Annotated in this window: 12 protein-coding genes; 7 read left to right on the forward strand and 5 right to left on the reverse strand. The window is 62.7% G+C overall.

Translation table 11 applies throughout. The annotated features are described in order from the left end of the window. Positions 1–15: 15 nt before the first annotated feature. A complete protein-coding gene (gene sppA / locus MUN81_RS13670) occupies positions 16–1,788 on the reverse strand; it encodes a signal peptide peptidase SppA (protein ID WP_245111219.1) in 1,773 nt (590 codons plus the stop codon). A gap of 208 nt (positions 1,789–1,996) precedes the next feature. Between sppA and MUN81_RS13675 the strand changes: the two genes are divergently transcribed. Next, positions 1,997–2,653, forward strand: a complete 657-nt coding sequence (locus MUN81_RS13675) for a hypothetical protein (RefSeq protein WP_245111221.1) — start codon at positions 1,997–1,999, stop codon at positions 2,651–2,653. A gap of 25 nt (positions 2,654–2,678) precedes the next feature. Here MUN81_RS13675 and MUN81_RS13680 read toward each other — a convergent pair whose 3' ends face one another. Continuing rightward, positions 2,679–4,007 carry a replication-associated recombination protein A gene (locus MUN81_RS13680; protein WP_245111223.1) on the reverse strand — a complete coding sequence of 443 codons (1,329 nt, stop codon included), beginning with the start codon at positions 4,005–4,007 and terminating at the stop codon, positions 2,679–2,681. Positions 4,008–4,124: 117 nt separating this feature from the next. On the opposite strand from MUN81_RS13680, the gene MUN81_RS13685 reads away from it, so the two are divergent. The 3 genes from MUN81_RS13685 to MUN81_RS13695 all read left to right on the forward strand — a co-directional run bounded on the left by MUN81_RS13685 (position 4,125) and on the right by MUN81_RS13695 (position 8,642). Then, positions 4,125–5,615, forward strand: coding sequence for a glycosyltransferase family 39 protein (locus MUN81_RS13685; RefSeq protein ID WP_245111224.1), 1,491 nt, complete (start codon positions 4,125–4,127; stop codon positions 5,613–5,615). Between the two features lie 81 nt (positions 5,616–5,696). After that, positions 5,697–6,632, forward strand: coding sequence for a DMT family transporter (locus tag MUN81_RS13690; protein ID WP_245111226.1), 936 nt, complete (start codon positions 5,697–5,699; stop codon positions 6,630–6,632). A gap of 123 nt (positions 6,633–6,755) precedes the next feature. Beyond that, positions 6,756–8,642: a chloride channel protein gene (locus tag MUN81_RS13695; protein WP_245111228.1), complete on the forward strand. Its 1,887-nt coding sequence runs from the start codon at positions 6,756–6,758 to the stop codon at positions 8,640–8,642. A 107-nt stretch (positions 8,643–8,749) separates the two neighbouring features. Here MUN81_RS13695 and lpdA read toward each other — a convergent pair whose 3' ends face one another. Next, complete coding sequence (gene lpdA / locus MUN81_RS13700; RefSeq protein ID WP_245111230.1) at positions 8,750–10,144, reverse strand: dihydrolipoyl dehydrogenase; 1,395 nt, start codon at positions 10,142–10,144, stop codon at positions 8,750–8,752. Between the two features lie 222 nt (positions 10,145–10,366). On the opposite strand from lpdA, the gene MUN81_RS13705 reads away from it, so the two are divergent. After that, a complete protein-coding gene (locus MUN81_RS13705) occupies positions 10,367–11,320 on the forward strand; it encodes a tetratricopeptide repeat protein (RefSeq protein WP_245111231.1) in 954 nt (317 codons plus the stop codon). A 134-nt stretch (positions 11,321–11,454) separates the two neighbouring features. Here the strand turns inward: MUN81_RS13705 and MUN81_RS13710 are convergent, their stop codons facing one another. Continuing rightward, the gene (locus MUN81_RS13710; protein WP_245111233.1) at positions 11,455–12,696 is read right to left on the reverse strand and encodes a geranylgeranyl reductase family protein; all 1,242 of its coding nucleotides are present in this window, start codon (positions 12,694–12,696) and stop codon (positions 11,455–11,457) included. 100 nt (positions 12,697–12,796) lie between these two features. On the opposite strand from MUN81_RS13710, the gene fabG reads away from it, so the two are divergent. Further along, positions 12,797–13,546, forward strand: coding sequence for a 3-oxoacyl-[acyl-carrier-protein] reductase (gene fabG, locus MUN81_RS13715; RefSeq protein ID WP_245111235.1), 750 nt, complete (start codon positions 12,797–12,799; stop codon positions 13,544–13,546). A 23-nt stretch (positions 13,547–13,569) separates the two neighbouring features. Here the strand turns inward: fabG and MUN81_RS13720 are convergent, their stop codons facing one another. After that, the gene (locus tag MUN81_RS13720; protein ID WP_245111237.1) at positions 13,570–14,052 is read right to left on the reverse strand and encodes a hypothetical protein; all 483 of its coding nucleotides are present in this window, start codon (positions 14,050–14,052) and stop codon (positions 13,570–13,572) included. Positions 14,053–14,159: 107 nt separating this feature from the next. Here MUN81_RS13720 and MUN81_RS13725 point away from each other — a divergent pair, with 107 nt between their 5' ends. Further along, positions 14,160–14,816 (forward strand): YiiX family permuted papain-like enzyme, encoded by a 657-nt coding sequence (locus tag MUN81_RS13725; protein ID WP_245111239.1) that lies wholly within the window; start codon positions 14,160–14,162, stop codon positions 14,814–14,816. The last annotated feature ends 31 nt before the right edge of the window (positions 14,817–14,847 follow it).

The following is a 14,847-nucleotide window of genomic DNA, read 5'->3' on the forward strand; positions in this document are numbered from 1 at the left end:
CGTGTATTTATCAAACTACTGAATATCCAGCGTATACGGCAGGCGGGCCTGCACGCCGCGCATCTGCATCAGCTGCTGGTACTGGGCGTAGGCGGGATAGAGCGGACCGAGCTCCGTTTTCAGGGCTTTGGTTTTGGCTTCGTCGTCGTCGCCCATGCCGAAAGTGGACAGGATGTTTTCAATCTCCGAGCGCTGCCGCGGCAGGCGCTGCACGCGGTAATCGTCGGCCTTGAGGTGGGCGCGGGCGGCGGCAATTTTCAGGGCGGTCTGGTAGTCGCCCAGCACGTCTACGAGGCCGTTGTTCTTCGCTTCTAGGCCGCTCCACACGCGGCCCGAGGCTAGGCGGCGCAGGCGCTCCACGGGCATGTGGCGGCCCTGCGCGGCCTTGCTGGTGAAGTCGGCGTAGATGCGGTTCACTTCTTCCTGCAGCGTGCGCTTTTCAAACTCCGAGAGCGGCCGCGTGATGGTGGGCAGGTCCGAGAACTTGCCCGTGGTCACGCGGTCGACGGTGATGCCGAGCTTGTCGGCCAGCAGCGGCTGAATGTTGGGCAGTACCCCAAACACGCCAATGGAGCCCGTGATGGTGTTCGGGTGGGCCACAATGGTGTCGCAGGCCATGGCAATGTAGTAGCCGCCCGAGGCCGCCACGTCGCTCATGCTGGCAATGATGGGCTTTACCTTTTTGGTGAGCACCACTTCGCGGTAGATGATGTCGGACGCCAGCGACGAGCCACCGGGTGAATTGATGCGCAGCACCACAGCCTTCACCTTGTCGTCGAGGCGGGCCTTGCGGATGGCCTCGGCAAACTTGGTGCTGCCGATGTTGTCGTCGGAGCCTTTGCCGGTCACGATGTCGCCCTCGGCGTAGATGACGGCAATGCGGTTGCCGCTGGTTTTGCCCTCGTTTTCGTCGGCCTTGTCGTTTTTGGTGTATTCGCTCAGGCTCACCAGGTTGGGTTTTTTGTCCTTGGCCAGGTCGAGTTTGCCGCGCATGTAGTCCTGCACCTCATCGAAATAGCCAAGCTTGCTCACCAGCTTCAGGCGCAGGGCATCGGGGGCGTTGTGCACCAGCATCGAGTCGGAGATGACGTTGAGGCGGGCGGAGGCGATGCCGCGGGCCTTAGCCACCTGGCCCACCATGTAGCCGTTGATGGAATTCAAAAAGGAAAGGGTCTGGTAGCGGGCCGAATCGGAGAAGTTTTCGCGGAAAAACGGCTCCACGGCGCTTTTGAACGAGCCCACCCGGAAGATGTAGGGCTGAATGCCGGCCTTGTCGAAGAGGCGCTTGTAGAACATCACCTCCGAGCTCAGGCCGTTGAATTCGAGCGTGCCCTGCGGGTTGAGGTAAATTTCATTGGCCACCGACGACAAGTAGAAACTCTTTTCGGAGGCGATTTCGTGGTAGGCCACCACAAATTTGCCGCTTTTCTTGAAGTCAATCAGCGCGTCGCGCACTTCTTCGAGCGAGGCCATGCCGCCTTGAATGATGCCCAGGTTGAGCAGTATGCCCTTGATGTCGCCGTCGGTTTTGGCGCGCTTGATGGCTTCTTTCAGGTCGACCAGCCCGGTGGCCGAGCCGTTGCCGCCAAAATTGAACCTGCTGTCGCGCCCACGCTCCGAAAGCGGCTCGTTCAGCTTGAGCTCCAGCACCGAGTTGGCGGCTACTTCCTTGCGGTCGCCGGCGCTGGCAGCGGCCCCAATGATGCCCGCCAGCACCAGAAAACCGATAAAACTGAAGGCGGCCAGCCCCACGATGGTGGCCAGCACAAATTTAAAAAACTGACGCATGAAGTGCAGAGGGTAAATTGTTGAAGTAAATGTAGGTCAGTGGGCGCAGAAGCCGCACTGCTGCGCCGCCGAGAAACATAATCGCACCATTTCTGCGGGCATTACAGCCCGTGTGCGGCCTTGCTGTTATCGCACGAAGGCACTGTGCGCTTGGCCCCGCTACCTTTGGGGTTCTTGGCCCCCAACACAATCCAAACCGGGAAAGTGTATGCTCTACCAGAACGTGATGAAATTTTTGCGGAAAAGCGCATGGCTGGCCTGCGTGCTGCTGCCAGCGGCGATGGCGCCCGGCCCCCGAATTAAGCAAGGGTTAGCGGCAGCACGCATGACGCTGGCGGTGCCCGCCGGCTGGGTGGAAGTCCCAGTTATTGCTAATGAGGACATGAGCTATGAATACGCGGTGCGCCACCCCAAGCGCAGGCTGGAAGTGCGCTACGCCCTGCGGCCACTGGCGGGCATGCTGGCCGAATACGCGCGCAGCAAAAAGCAGAAAGACGTTACGATGGTTGACCCCAACGAAATGTATCAAACGCTTTTCCGCACCGTCAAACTCAACATCGGGCCACACGCCCAGCCCGGTCAGAGCATGGACGACATGCTGGCTGCGGAGTTTGCGCAACCTCTCAACGAGTTTCCGGCGGCGGCCATCAAGGAGGAGTTTGGGGCCGACTGGGGAGCCACGGCGATTCTGCAGCCCCGCGCCAGCTTTGGCCAGCGCTACAAGCAGTGCCTTGTGGTGGCCTTGCACAAGCGAAACGCTGCTGATGCCTACTGCTTTTTCATGTTCGACGACCAAGCCGACCTGAAAGACGTGGTTTTTGGCGACCCGGCCAAATCCCCCTTCCACAGCCTGCGGTTTCTGTAGGCGTCGGCTCACGCCTATACCGCCTTCAGTATCCGTACTTCTCGCCCCACCAGCCGCGCAGGCGCTCCTGAATTTTCTGTTCGCTGGCGTTGTGGCCCGGCTCGTAGAAGCGGGTGCCACTGAGGGCGTCGGGCAGGAACTCCTGCTCCTCGAAGTTGCCTTCGCCGTTGTGCGAGTAAGCATACTCCTTGCCGTAACCGAGCTGCTTCATCAGCCGCGTGGGGGCGTTGCGCAGCGGCACCGGCACAGGATACACGCCGTGGGCCTTCACTTCGGCTTGCGCCGCCCGAATGGCCAGATAAGAGGCGTTGCTTTTGGGCGAAGTAGCCAGGTACACCACGGTCTGAGCCAAAATGAGGTCCGACTCGGGCAGGCCGATGACGGTGCAGGCCTGAAAGCAACTCGTGGCCAGCATCAGGGCGTTGGGGTTGGCGTTGCCAATGTCTTCGGACGCCAGAATGACCATGCGCCGCGCAATGAACTTCACGTCCTCACCGCCTTCCAGCATCACGGCCAGGTAGTAGAGGGCGGCATTGGGGTCGGAACCGCGCATGCTTTTGATGAAGGCCGAAATGACGTCGTAGTGCATCTCGCCACCCTTGTCGTAGCGCGCCAGCGGGCGCTGGGCCACCTGCTGCACCACGGCATCGGTCACCTGCACCACGCCCTTTTTGTCGGGCGGCGTGCTCTGCACCACAATTTCGAGCAGGTTGAGCAGCTTGCGGGCATCGCCACCGCTCAGGGCCAGCAGGGCATGGTCTTCCACCAGCTTCACCTTTTTTTGCTGCAGGGCCGCGTCTTCGGTCAGGGCCTTGTTCACCAGGTCGCGCAGGGTTTCCGCGCTCAGCGGCTCCAGCACGTACACCTGGCAGCGCGAGAGCAAGGCCGGAATGACTTCAAACGACGGATTCTCGGTGGTGGCGCCAATGAGCGTGACCGTGCCGTGCTCCACCGCCCCCAGCAAGGCATCCTGCTGGGCTTTGCTGAAGCGGTGAATTTCGTCAATAAACAATACAGTGCCCCGCTGCCGCCGGGCTTTCTCAATGACGTCGCGCACGTCCTTCACGCCCGCATTGATGGCGCTCAAGGCCGAAAAGGGCTGTTTCAACTCGCTGGCCAGCAGGTGGGCCAGAGTGGTTTTGCCCACGCCGGGCGGACCCCACAAAATGAGACTGGGCAGCCGGCCGGCGTTGAGGTAGCGGCGCAGCACGCCGGTTTCGCCCACTAGGTGCTGCTGGCCGGCGTAGTCGGCCAGGCGGCGCGGGCGCTGGCGCTCGGCCAGGGGCGCGTCGGGCCCGGGCGCGGGCGGCGGGGTGAAGGCGGTGGGTTCGTCGTCGGGGAAAAGGGAAGCCATGGCGGGGTTTTGGGCAAAGGTCGGGCAGGGGCAGGTATCAACGGCCAGCCGGGCGGCCGGTTGCCACGCCAGACTCCCTTACGGGCCCAGCGCCAACGGCTGCGCGTACCTTTGACCATGACTTTTTTCCGGCGGCGCTTTGGGGCGGCTTCTCGCATCGACTGGCTGGCGCTGGGGCTGCTGGGGGCACTGGCGGTGCTGTTTGGCTGGCAGGCCGGAACGCCGGTGCTGCACGTGTGGGACGAGGCCCGCCTGGCCGTAAATGCCGCTGAAATGCTGCAAAGCGGCGACTGGCTCGTTACGCGCTACAACGGGCAGCCCGATTTATGGAATACCAAGCCGCCGCTGCTCATCTGGCTGCAAGCCGGCTGCCTGCACGTGCTGGGCTACAACATGTGGGCCCTTCGGCTGCCGTCGGTATTAGCTGCTCTGGGCACGGCCGGGCTGCTGTACCGGTTTGGGTGCCGCACGCTGCGCAGCCGTTTCGTGGGCGCGTTTGCAGCCCTGATTCTGGCCACCAGCCCCGGCTTCAACGGCACCCACGTGTCCCGTTTCGGCGATTATGACGCGCTGCTCACCCTGGCGCTCACGGCAACGGCCTTGCAGTGGTACCGGTATGCCCACCAACGGCAGGCGAAGCAACTGTGGCGGGGCGCCGCGTGGTTTGCGGTGGCCCTGCTCACCAAATCGGCGGCGGCGGTGCTGCTGCTCCCCGCCGTGGGCGCGGGGTGGCTGGCCCTGCCCGGCGGGCGCTGGGCCACCCGGCAATGGCGCACGTACGGGGCCATTATCGGGGCGTTTGGGCCACTGTTGCTGTTCTATTTGCTGCGAGAAGCCGCCGCGCCGGGCTACCTCGCGGCTACCTGGTTCAACGACTGGTACGGGCGCATCAGTCAGCACATTGTCACGGTGCAGTATCCGTGGTGGATATATTTCCAACGGCTGTTTTTCCCGGGCTTGCTCACCTGGAGCTGGCTGCTTCCCGTGGGCGGCTGGCTGGCCAGTTCAAACGCGGCAGCGCTGCCCAGGCGGCACTTTGCCCGGTTTGCCGGCTTGCTTGTGCTCACGTTTCTGGTCATCATTTCAGCGGCACGTACCCGGCTGGGGTGGTACAGCGCCCCGGTCTACCCCCTGGCTGCCCTGCTCTGCGCACTGGGCCTGGAGCATGTGGTGCGGGCCGTCCGGACGCGCTGGCGCTGGTCACGGCCGGTAGTGGTGGGCCTCCTCACAGTGGCCACAGCGATGCCGGCGGGCCTGCTGCTCTACCACGAGCACCGGCGTTGGGAAAGTGAAAAAGCCGACCCCATGCTGCACTTCGGCTACCAGCTGCCGCCGCTGCTCACCCTGCAGCCGCGGCCCCGCGCCGTCACCATCGTGCAGGCCGAGCGCTACCAGGCGGTGCTGCTTTTCTACGTGGCCGCGCTGCGCCAAGCGGGCATCGCGCCGGCCGTGGTGGCGCCGGGCCGCCTGCCGCAGTTGCGCCCGGGGCAGCGGGTGTTGGTTTGCTCCGATTCGGCCCGAAGCCATGTGCTGCGCCAGTACCGGGCGCAGCCCGAACCTGCCATGGCCGGGGGCACGCTTCTGCAAATTCTGGGCAGCCGGGAATAAAACGCGCCGGCCCGGTAAGGCATTCGGCCGCCGCGGCCCGACCTTTGTGGCCCGCGCCACGGCGCGCTTTGCTCCTTTCCTATGCGCAACCAGTTCCGCGTGCACGCGGCCCTTCTCGTCGTCACCATCATCTACGCGGCCAATTATAGCTTGTCGAAGGATGTGATGCCGCACTACCTCCACCCGTTCGGCATTGTCACGCTGCGCATTGTGGGGGCCATTCTTTTCTTCGCCATCATCAAATTTTTTGTAGCCCGCGAGGATAAAATCATTGGCCGGGCCGACAACCTCCGCTCCATTGCCTGCGGCGTGCTGGGCATCGGCCTCAACCAGCTCCTGTTCTTCTCAGGCCTGAACCTGACGGCCCCCATCAGTGCCTCGCTCCTGCAAACGGTGGCCCCCATTGTGGTGGTCATCGCCTCGGCTGTGCTGCTGAGCGAGCGCATCACGCTGCCCCGGGCGCTGGGCATCGGGGTGGGTGCCGTGGGCGCGGCTACCCTCATTCTGGGCCGCAATGCGCAAACGGCCGCGGTGTACCCGCAGGGCACGCTGGGCAATATTTTCATACTGCTCAATGCCACGGTGTTTGGCATTTACCTGGTCATCGTTACGCCGCTCATGCGCAAGTACCACCCGTTCACAGTGCTGGGGCGGGTGTTTCTGGTGGGTGGCTTCATTGCCATTCCGTTTGGTTGGCGCGAGGCCCTGGAGGCCGATTACGCCAGCTTTCCGCCCTACATCTGGGCCGAAGTCGGGTTCATGATTTTCTTCCTCACCATCCTCTCCTACCTGCTCAACAACTGGGCCCTGAAATACGCCTCTCCCGCCCTGCTGGGCGTGTACATCTACCTGCAGCCGGTGCTGGCCGTGCTCATTGCCGTGAGCCTGGGCAAAGACCACCTCACCTGGGGCAAGGCCGGGCAGGCGGCGCTCATTTTCCTGGGCGTGTGGCTGGTGAGCCAAAAGCCCAAAGCGGCCCGGGCGCCGGCCGTGGCCGCAGAAGCAGCGCCAAACTAAAAAAGGCCTGGGCATGGCGTGCGCGGTTCATGGGGCACTCATCGGAGGTTTCGGAGGTTCGTATAGTAGTCTGGTGCGGGCACTTGCCCGTTCCGGCCTCCTTCACACCCTGTTCCTTGTCCTATGAAACATTCGCCGCTGGCTCAGGCCGGCATTCCCATTGCCCCCTCCCTCGAACCCACCCTGGCCGACGACGGCGTGCGGCCCCGCCTGGCGCCCGACAAGCAGCGCCTGGTGCGCATTTCGGCGCTGGCGGTGCTGGTGGCCGTCACCATCAGCCTGGTGGCCCGCCTGCTGGTATATCTGATTAACCTGGTCACAAACCTGGTTTTTCACGGCGAGTTTGCGCTCGAATACCACTCCCCGGCCGACAACCACTTGGGCCTGTGGGTCATCATCATGCCGGTTTTGGGCGGGCTCGTGGTGAGCTTCATGGCCCTGTATGGCTCCAAGGCCATTCGCGGCCACGGCATTCCGGAGGCCATGGAGCAGATTCTGACCAACCAAAGCCGCATCAAGCCGTCCATTATGTACCTCAAGCCGCTTTCGGCGGCCATTTCCATTGGCACGGGCGGGCCGTTTGGCGCCGAGGGGCCCATTATCGCCACGGGCGGCGCGCTGGGTTCCACCCTGGGCCAGCTCATCAACATCACGCATCACGAGCGCAAGGTGCTGCTGGCGGCGGGCGCCACGGCGGGCATGTCGGCCATTTTCGGCACGCCCATCGCGGCGGTTTTCCTGGCCATCGAGCTGCTGCTGTTTGAGTTTTCGCCCCGCTCGCTGCTGCCGGTGGCGCTGGCCTGCATCACGGGCGCGGCGGGGCACCACCTGTTGTTTGAGCAGGGCGCCACGTTTCCCATGCCGGCGCTGCTGGCGCCCAGCAACGGCGCACTGGCCACCTACAGCGCCATTGGCCTGCTGGTGGGGCTGGCGTCGGTGGGCGTCACGAAGCTGGTGTATTTCATCGAAGACAGCTTTGAGGAGTTGCCTTTCCACTGGGGCTGGTGGCCGGCGCTGGGCGGCCTGGCCGTGGGCGTCATCGGCTACTTCGCGCCGCGCACGCTGGGCGTGGGCTACGAAAACATCACCACCGTGCTGTCGGGCACGGCGCCCCTGAGCCTGCTGCTCACGCTGTGTTTCCTGAAATTTGCCTCGTGGGCCATTTCGTTGGGCAGCGGCACGTCGGGCGGCACGCTGGCGCCGCTGCTCACCATCGGCGGGGCCACGGGCGCACTGCTGGGCGTGGCCATCAAGCACTTCTTTCCGGCTTCGGATATCGTTATTCCGCTGGCGGCGCTGGTGGGCATGGCGGCCATGTTTGCCGGGGCTTCGCGGGCGCTGCTTACCTCCATCGTGTTTGCGGTGGAAGCCACGGGCCAGGCGCAGGCGCTGCTGCCGCTGCTGGGGGCCTGCACCGGGGCCTACTTGGTGTCTTTCCTGCTGATGGGCAACACCATCATGACTGAAAAAATAGCCCGGCGCGGCGTAAAAACGCCCGTCGACTACGAGCCCGACCTGCTCGACAAGGTGAACGTGGGCCGCGTGCTGCGAAACGGCATGGTGGCCATCAGCACCGACAACAGCATCCGGGAAGTACGCGAGTGGGTGGAGCGCGACACCGACCGCACCGGCCCTCATTTGGTGGTCGTGAACCCCGATGGCGCCTTTGCCGGCATCGTGAGCACCGTGGCCCTGGCCGGCTGGCACGCCGACGAGGCCGCCCCCATCAGCACCTTGCTGCAGCCCCGCACCGTGGCCGTGCAGGCCACCGACACCCTGCGCACCGCCGTGGAGCGCATGGCCCGCGAAAACGTGGACGTGCTGCCCGTGCTCGGCAGCGAAGCTCAGGTGAGCGGCATCATCTCCTACCGCGACATCCTGATGGCCTACAAAAACCGTCTCGAAGACGACACCAAAGCCGCTCCGCATATTTTGCTCAAGCGCAAAAGCCTGCGCGTGCTACTGCGCGGCCAAGCCCTGTTTCAGAAGCAGAAAACGGAGCTTGAATAGCTTGTGATGGTGAGGAGCGCCAGCTTCTTCCTTACTATTACATTGGTGTTTAATGAAAAAGGCCCGGCTTTTCAGCCGGGCCTTTTTCGTATTGCTTAAGGCAATACTTACAAGTGAATCACCTCGCCATACGCGGCGGCGGCAGCCTCCATGATGGCTTCGCTCATGGTCGGGTGCGGGTGCACGGCCTTGATGATTTCGTGGCCGGTGGTTTCGAGTTTGCGGGCCACTACGACCTCGGCAATCATCTCGGTCACGTTCATGCCAATCATGTGGGCGCCGAGCCACTCGCCGTATTTCTTGTCGAAGATGACCTTCACGAAGCCGTCTTTGGCGCCGGCGGCGCTGGCTTTGCCCGAGGCCGAGAAGGGGAACTTGCCCACCAGCACGTCGTAGCCTTTTTCCTTGGCTTCGGCTTCGGTGTAGCCCACGCTGGCGATTTCGGGCGAGGCGTAGGTGCAGCCCGGGATGTTCTGGTAGTTGAGCGGCTCGGGGTGGTGGCCGGCAATTTTCTCGACGCAGATAATGCCTTCGGCCGAGGCCACGTGGGCCAGCGCGGGGCCGGGCACGATGTCGCCAATGGCGTAGATGCCGGGCACGTTCGTCTGGTAGAAGTCGTCCACAATCACGCGGCCGCGCTCCACTTTGATGCCCAGCTCTTCAATGCCGATATTTTCGAGGTTGGTCACCACGCCGGCGGCGCTCAGCACCACGTCGCAGTCAATCTGCTGCTCGCCCTTGGCGGTTTTGATGGTCACTTTGCAGCCTTCGCCAGCGGTGTCCACCTTGGTTACTTCGGCACTGGTGAGCACGTTCACGCCGATTTTGCGGAACGACTTCTCCATCTGGCGCGACACTTCTTCGTCCTCCACCGGCACGATGCGGGGCAGGTACTCTACCACCGTCACTTCGGAGCCCATGGTGCGGTAGAAGTAGGCAAACTCGACGCCGATGGCGCCCGAACCCACCACCACGAGGCGCTTGGGTAGCTGCTCCATGGCCATGGCCTTGCGGTAGCCGATGATTTTCTGGTTGTCGATGGGCAAAGCGGGCAGCTCGCGCGAGCGGGCCCCGGTGGCCAGAATAATAGATTTGGCTTCGACGGTTTCTTTGCTGCCGTCGGCCTTGGTCACTTCTACCTTGCCGGGAGCCAGCACCTTGCCAGTGCCCATGATGGTTTCAATCTTGTTCTTCTTGAACAGGAAGTTGATGCCCTTGCTCATGCCGTCGGCCACGCCGCGGCTGCGCTTGATGACGGCGCCGAAATCGTAGCCCACGCCGTCGGCCGTGAGGCCGTACTCGGCGGCGTGGTTGAGGTATTCAAACACCTGCGCCGACTTGAGCAGGGCTTTGGTGGGAATGCAGCCCCAGTTCAGGCAGATGCCGCCCAGCGACTCGCGCTCGATGACGCCTACTTTCAACCCCAACTGCGACGCCCGAATGGCGGCCACGTACCCACCGGGGCCGCTGCCGACCACGACCAAATCAAATTGCAATGCCATAGAATTCTGCGAAAGAAAAAAGTACATCGGGCCCGGCTGGGGGACCCACCCAATTAGGGCAGCAAAGATAGCCGCCCCTGTGCACCGCGCCGCAATTCGCGGCTACTGCTTAGCTTGCCAACAATGTTTTGGCCCGAAGCGTGCTAGCAGCCAATCTTGTTCCGTCTCCGTATAAGCCCCCGGCGGCGCCCCGAAAGCGCGCCTTACCACGTACCGTACTCCATGAAATCACTTCTTCGCACGCCGCTGGCAGCCCTGGGGCTGCTGGCTTTCCTCACCAACTGCGCCACCACCGTCACGGAAAAGGAAAAACCCACCGTGAACAGCCAGCCCATGGCAGCCCCCGTGGCCACCGGCGCCACCCGGCCCGATTCGACCGGGGCCGCCGCCACGGCCACCGACGCCCGCGTGGCCACGCCCGCCACCGCCACCCCTGAGCCCGGCGCCACCCCCACCGGCCTGCCCCTCGAAACCGTGGGCGCCCCCGAAACGGCTGCGCCCAACACGCCCAGCGCCACCGCCGCCTCGGCCGAGCGGGCCAAAGAGAAAAAAATGACCGCCGCTGACTACCGCGCCATGCTGGAATCGGCCGACTCGCGCCTCAAAACCAGCCCCAAAGACCCCGCCGCCCTGCTGCAGCGCGCCAAGGCCAAGAGCTACCTCAAGCAGTATAAGGAGGCCATTCCCGATTACACGGCCGCCATCAAGTACCAGCGCAACAACCCCGACGCCTACTACAACCGCGGCGTGAACCGCTTGATGATGAAGCAGTACAAGGCCGCGGCCACCGACTTCTCGGGCGCGCTCAAGTATCGGCCCGACGACAAGGAATCTTTCTTCGGCCGCGGCGTGGCCCGCATGCAGATGTACCAGTACAAGCCGGCTGTGACCGATTTCACCCGCGCAATTCAGCTTGATTCGACTTACGCCGACGCCTGGGAATACCGCGGCATCAGCTATTCGTCGTTCGACAAGCTTTCCGAAGCCCGCCGCGACCTGGAGCGCGCCACCAAGCTCAACCCCGAAGCAGCCAAAAGCCTGAAGCGCTACGTGGGCAACGACGGCCATGAGCCCATCAAGGCCGCGCCGGTGGCCAAGCCCGGCACCGGCTACCACCCGCGGCCCGGGTATAAAAAGCCGGCTACCCCACCGGCCGCTTCAACGCCGGCGCAGTAATCGGGCCGGCACACGTAGCAACCGAACGTCATGCTGAGCGCAGCCGAAGCATCTCTACCGCGCAACTAATTCATTTTAGTGTTGCAGTAGAGATGCTTTGGCTGCGCTCAGCATGACGTTCTTCTTTTGTGGTTCTACTTCCCGCCAAAAAATAGCTTGAAGTAGAAACTGGGCTTGCGCAGTTGCTCGCGCAGGTCCAAATCCATGAACATCATGGAGAGCGTGGCGGCCAATGTGGGGTTGCTCACGGCGCGGTTGGCCACGATGTTGAAGAGGCTGGGGAAATTGAGCAGGCGCTGCATCACGCGGCTCAGGCGCAGCTCCTGGCTGAGGCGGTTGTACACGGCCTTGTCGTAGTTGCGGGCAAACTCGGCACTGAAATCGCCTTTTTTCACGGCTTCGGCGGCCCACACAGCGGCGTGGCGCCCGCTCACCATGGCGTGCGAAATGCCCTCGCCCGAAAATGGGTCGATGAGTGAGCCCGCATCGCCGAGCAGAAAATAGTTAGCCCCCGACAGCGCCCGGCGCTTCGAGCCCAGCGGCAGGCCAAAACCCTTGACGGACCCCAGCCGCGTGGCCCCGGCAAAGCGCGGCGCCAGCGTGGGGTGCGTGGCCAGAATCTCGTCGAGGCGCTGGCGCAGGTTGATTTTCTTGGCCGCCACCGTTTTGGAGAGCATGCCCACGCCCACGTTGGCCTGGCCGTTGGGCAGCGGGAACACCCAGAGGTAGCCGGGCAGGAAGTCCTTGATGAAGTGGAGCTCGATGAAATTGTCGGGGCTGAGGCCGCTCACGCCGTCGTAGTAGGTGCGCAGGCCGGCGCAGTGGTGGTCGGGCTCCAAGGCGTGGCCGGCCACTTTGCGGGCGAATTCCGACTGGGCGCCGTTGGCTACTAGCAGTAGGCGGCAAGTGGCAATTGCCTGGCCGGCTTTGTCGAAGAGCTGCCAGCCGGTGGGCGTGCGCTCGGTGCGGGCCACGTCCACGTTTTCGCGGAAGTCGATTTCCGGGCGCTGACGTACTTCTTCGACCAGGAAATTATCGAAGTCCATGCGCTTGGCCACGTGGCCGGCGGTGGCGTCGGCGGCCTTGTTGAAGTTCGGCTTGAATGGAATGCTGAGCTGGCGGCCGTTGGGAGCAATGAAGTCGATGCCCCAGCTCGGAATCTGGATGGGCGAGGCGGCCAGCTTGGCGTGCAGGCCGGGCTCGATGCGCTTCAACTCGTTGATGACCTTGCCGCTGAGGGCGTCGCCGCAGGTTTTGTCGCGCGGAAACGCGGCGCGGTCCAGCAGCAGGCAGGGCTGGCCGGCATTGGCCAGGTGCAGGGCGGCGGCGGCCCCGCCGGGGCCCGCGCCCAGAATACAGATGTCGTGATGGGGCATAATCTGCGGCGAAGTTAGCCTGCGGTAGCGCGGACTTTCAGTCCGCGAATCGAAACTGTTCCTTCACGGACTGAAAGTCCGCGCTACTTACCTTCGCCCCATGACCAACACACTCACCGGAAAAGTGGCCCTTGTGACGGGCGCTTCCAAAGGAATTGGCCGCGCCATCGCGGCGCATTTTGCCCAGCTCGGCGCCGATGTCGCCTTCACGTATTTGTCGTCCGTCGAGAAGGGCCAAGCCCTCGAAACCGAACTATCGGCCGCCGGCACCAAGGTAAAAGGCTACCGCTCCGACGCCTCCGACTACGCCCAGGCCGAAAAGCTGATTGAGGACGTGGTGGCCGATTTCGGCAAGCTCGACATCCTCGTCAACAACGCCGGCATCACGCAGGACGGCCTGCTCATGCGCATGAGCGAGCAGCAGTGGGACCAGGTGCTCACCGTCAACCTCAAATCGGTGTTCAACCTCACCAAAGCCGCCACCAAACCCATGATGCGCGCCAAAAGCGGCTCCATCATCAACATGACCAGCGTGGTGGGCATCAAGGGCAACGCCGGGCAGGCCAACTACGCCGCCAGCAAGGCCGGCATCATCGGCTTCACGAAATCGGTGGCGCTGGAGCTGGGCTCGCGCAACATCCGCTGCAACGCCATTGCCCCCGGCTTCATCGAAACCGAAATGACCGACGCCCTCGACCCCAAGCAGGTGGACGAATGGCGCAAGGCCATTCCGCTCAAGCGCGGCGGCCGGCCCGAGGACGTGGCCCGGGCCACGGCGTTTCTGGCCTCGGATGACTCGGCCTACATCACCGGTCAGGTGCTGCAGGTAGATGGCGGGATGCTGACGTAGACCACTTAGATTTCAGCTTTTACCTACCGTTCTGCCCAATTCTGAAGCAGGCTGTTATAATCTTTGCTCCTTCGTTTGGGAATGGGGTAGAGAAAATAGCAGCCTGTTTCAGTTACCAGAGTGTACTTATCGGTTGGGGCAAAGCTGCCTTTAGCTGAGAAAATAACATTAAACCGTTTGGGCCCGACGTTCATTAGATAGTAGGAGCACAAACTGTCTGCATTTATTCCATTTGCACTGCTTCTAATAATTGAGTCACTGTATTGATGTAACTGAGCTGTTAACATTCGCTTCTCAAGCTTTTCTTTGAATTGCGCTGCTCTACTAAAGCCGACATCAGGGAAACACCAAGTTGTGCCGGGAGGCGGCGGCTTAACTATGATTTCTGAAGGCACAAACTGATAACCGCTTTTCGACCAGCCGTAACCGGCACAAATAAAGCCTGCTGCAAAACCCAGAATCAATAACGTCGGGAATGTCACCCATCTCGAAGTGAGTATTTTCAAATACGGTTCTTGTCGATTAGCTCTTCGCATAACACCCGTTTTTTAGCACTATCAACTTGAATAACCGCAGATTAAAGTCAATTTCTGTTATAGCGGTTTGGATAGCAATGGTAACGTTTGCATTACTTATATCTGTATTTGCCTACCCGCGCCTACACCGCCGCCTGCTCCGCTTCCAAGGCCACCGCGCTGCCGCAGCCGCCACTGCGCAAATCGCGCCCCAGCTTCGCGAGGGCGACCTGATTTTTCACACCTCGCTCTCGGCCCAGAGCCGGGCCATTCAGCTCGCCACGCACTCGCCCTACAGCCACTGCGGCATTCTTTACCAGCGAGACGGCCAGTGGCAGGTATTCGAAGCTGTGCAGCCGGTGAAGCTGACGCCGCTGGCCGACTGGGTGGAGCGGGGCCAGGACGGCCATTTCGTAACCAAGCGGCTGCGCGACGCGGCCACGGCCCTCACGCCCTCCGCGCTGGCCCGGCTGAAAGCAGCGGGCCAGCCGATGCTGGGCCATAACTACGACCTGTATTTCGGCTGGTCCGACGACCGGATTTACTGCTCTGAGCTCATCTGGAAGGTGTACGAGCGTGGGCTGGGCCGGCGGCTGGGCAAGCTGCAGCAATTGCGCGATTTCGACCTGAGCCATCCCGCCGTGCAGGCTAAGCTACGGGAGCGCTACGGCAACCAGCTACCGCTGCAGGAAACGGTAATTTCGCCGGCCAGCATCTTCCGCAGCCCCGAACTGGTTACCGTGCTCAGCCGTTGAAGCAGCGGGCGGCTGCAACCTTGCCGGCTGT

Source organism: Hymenobacter sp. 5317J-9 (assembly GCF_022921075.1).
Classification (GTDB): Bacteria; Bacteroidota; Bacteroidia; order Cytophagales; family Hymenobacteraceae; genus Hymenobacter.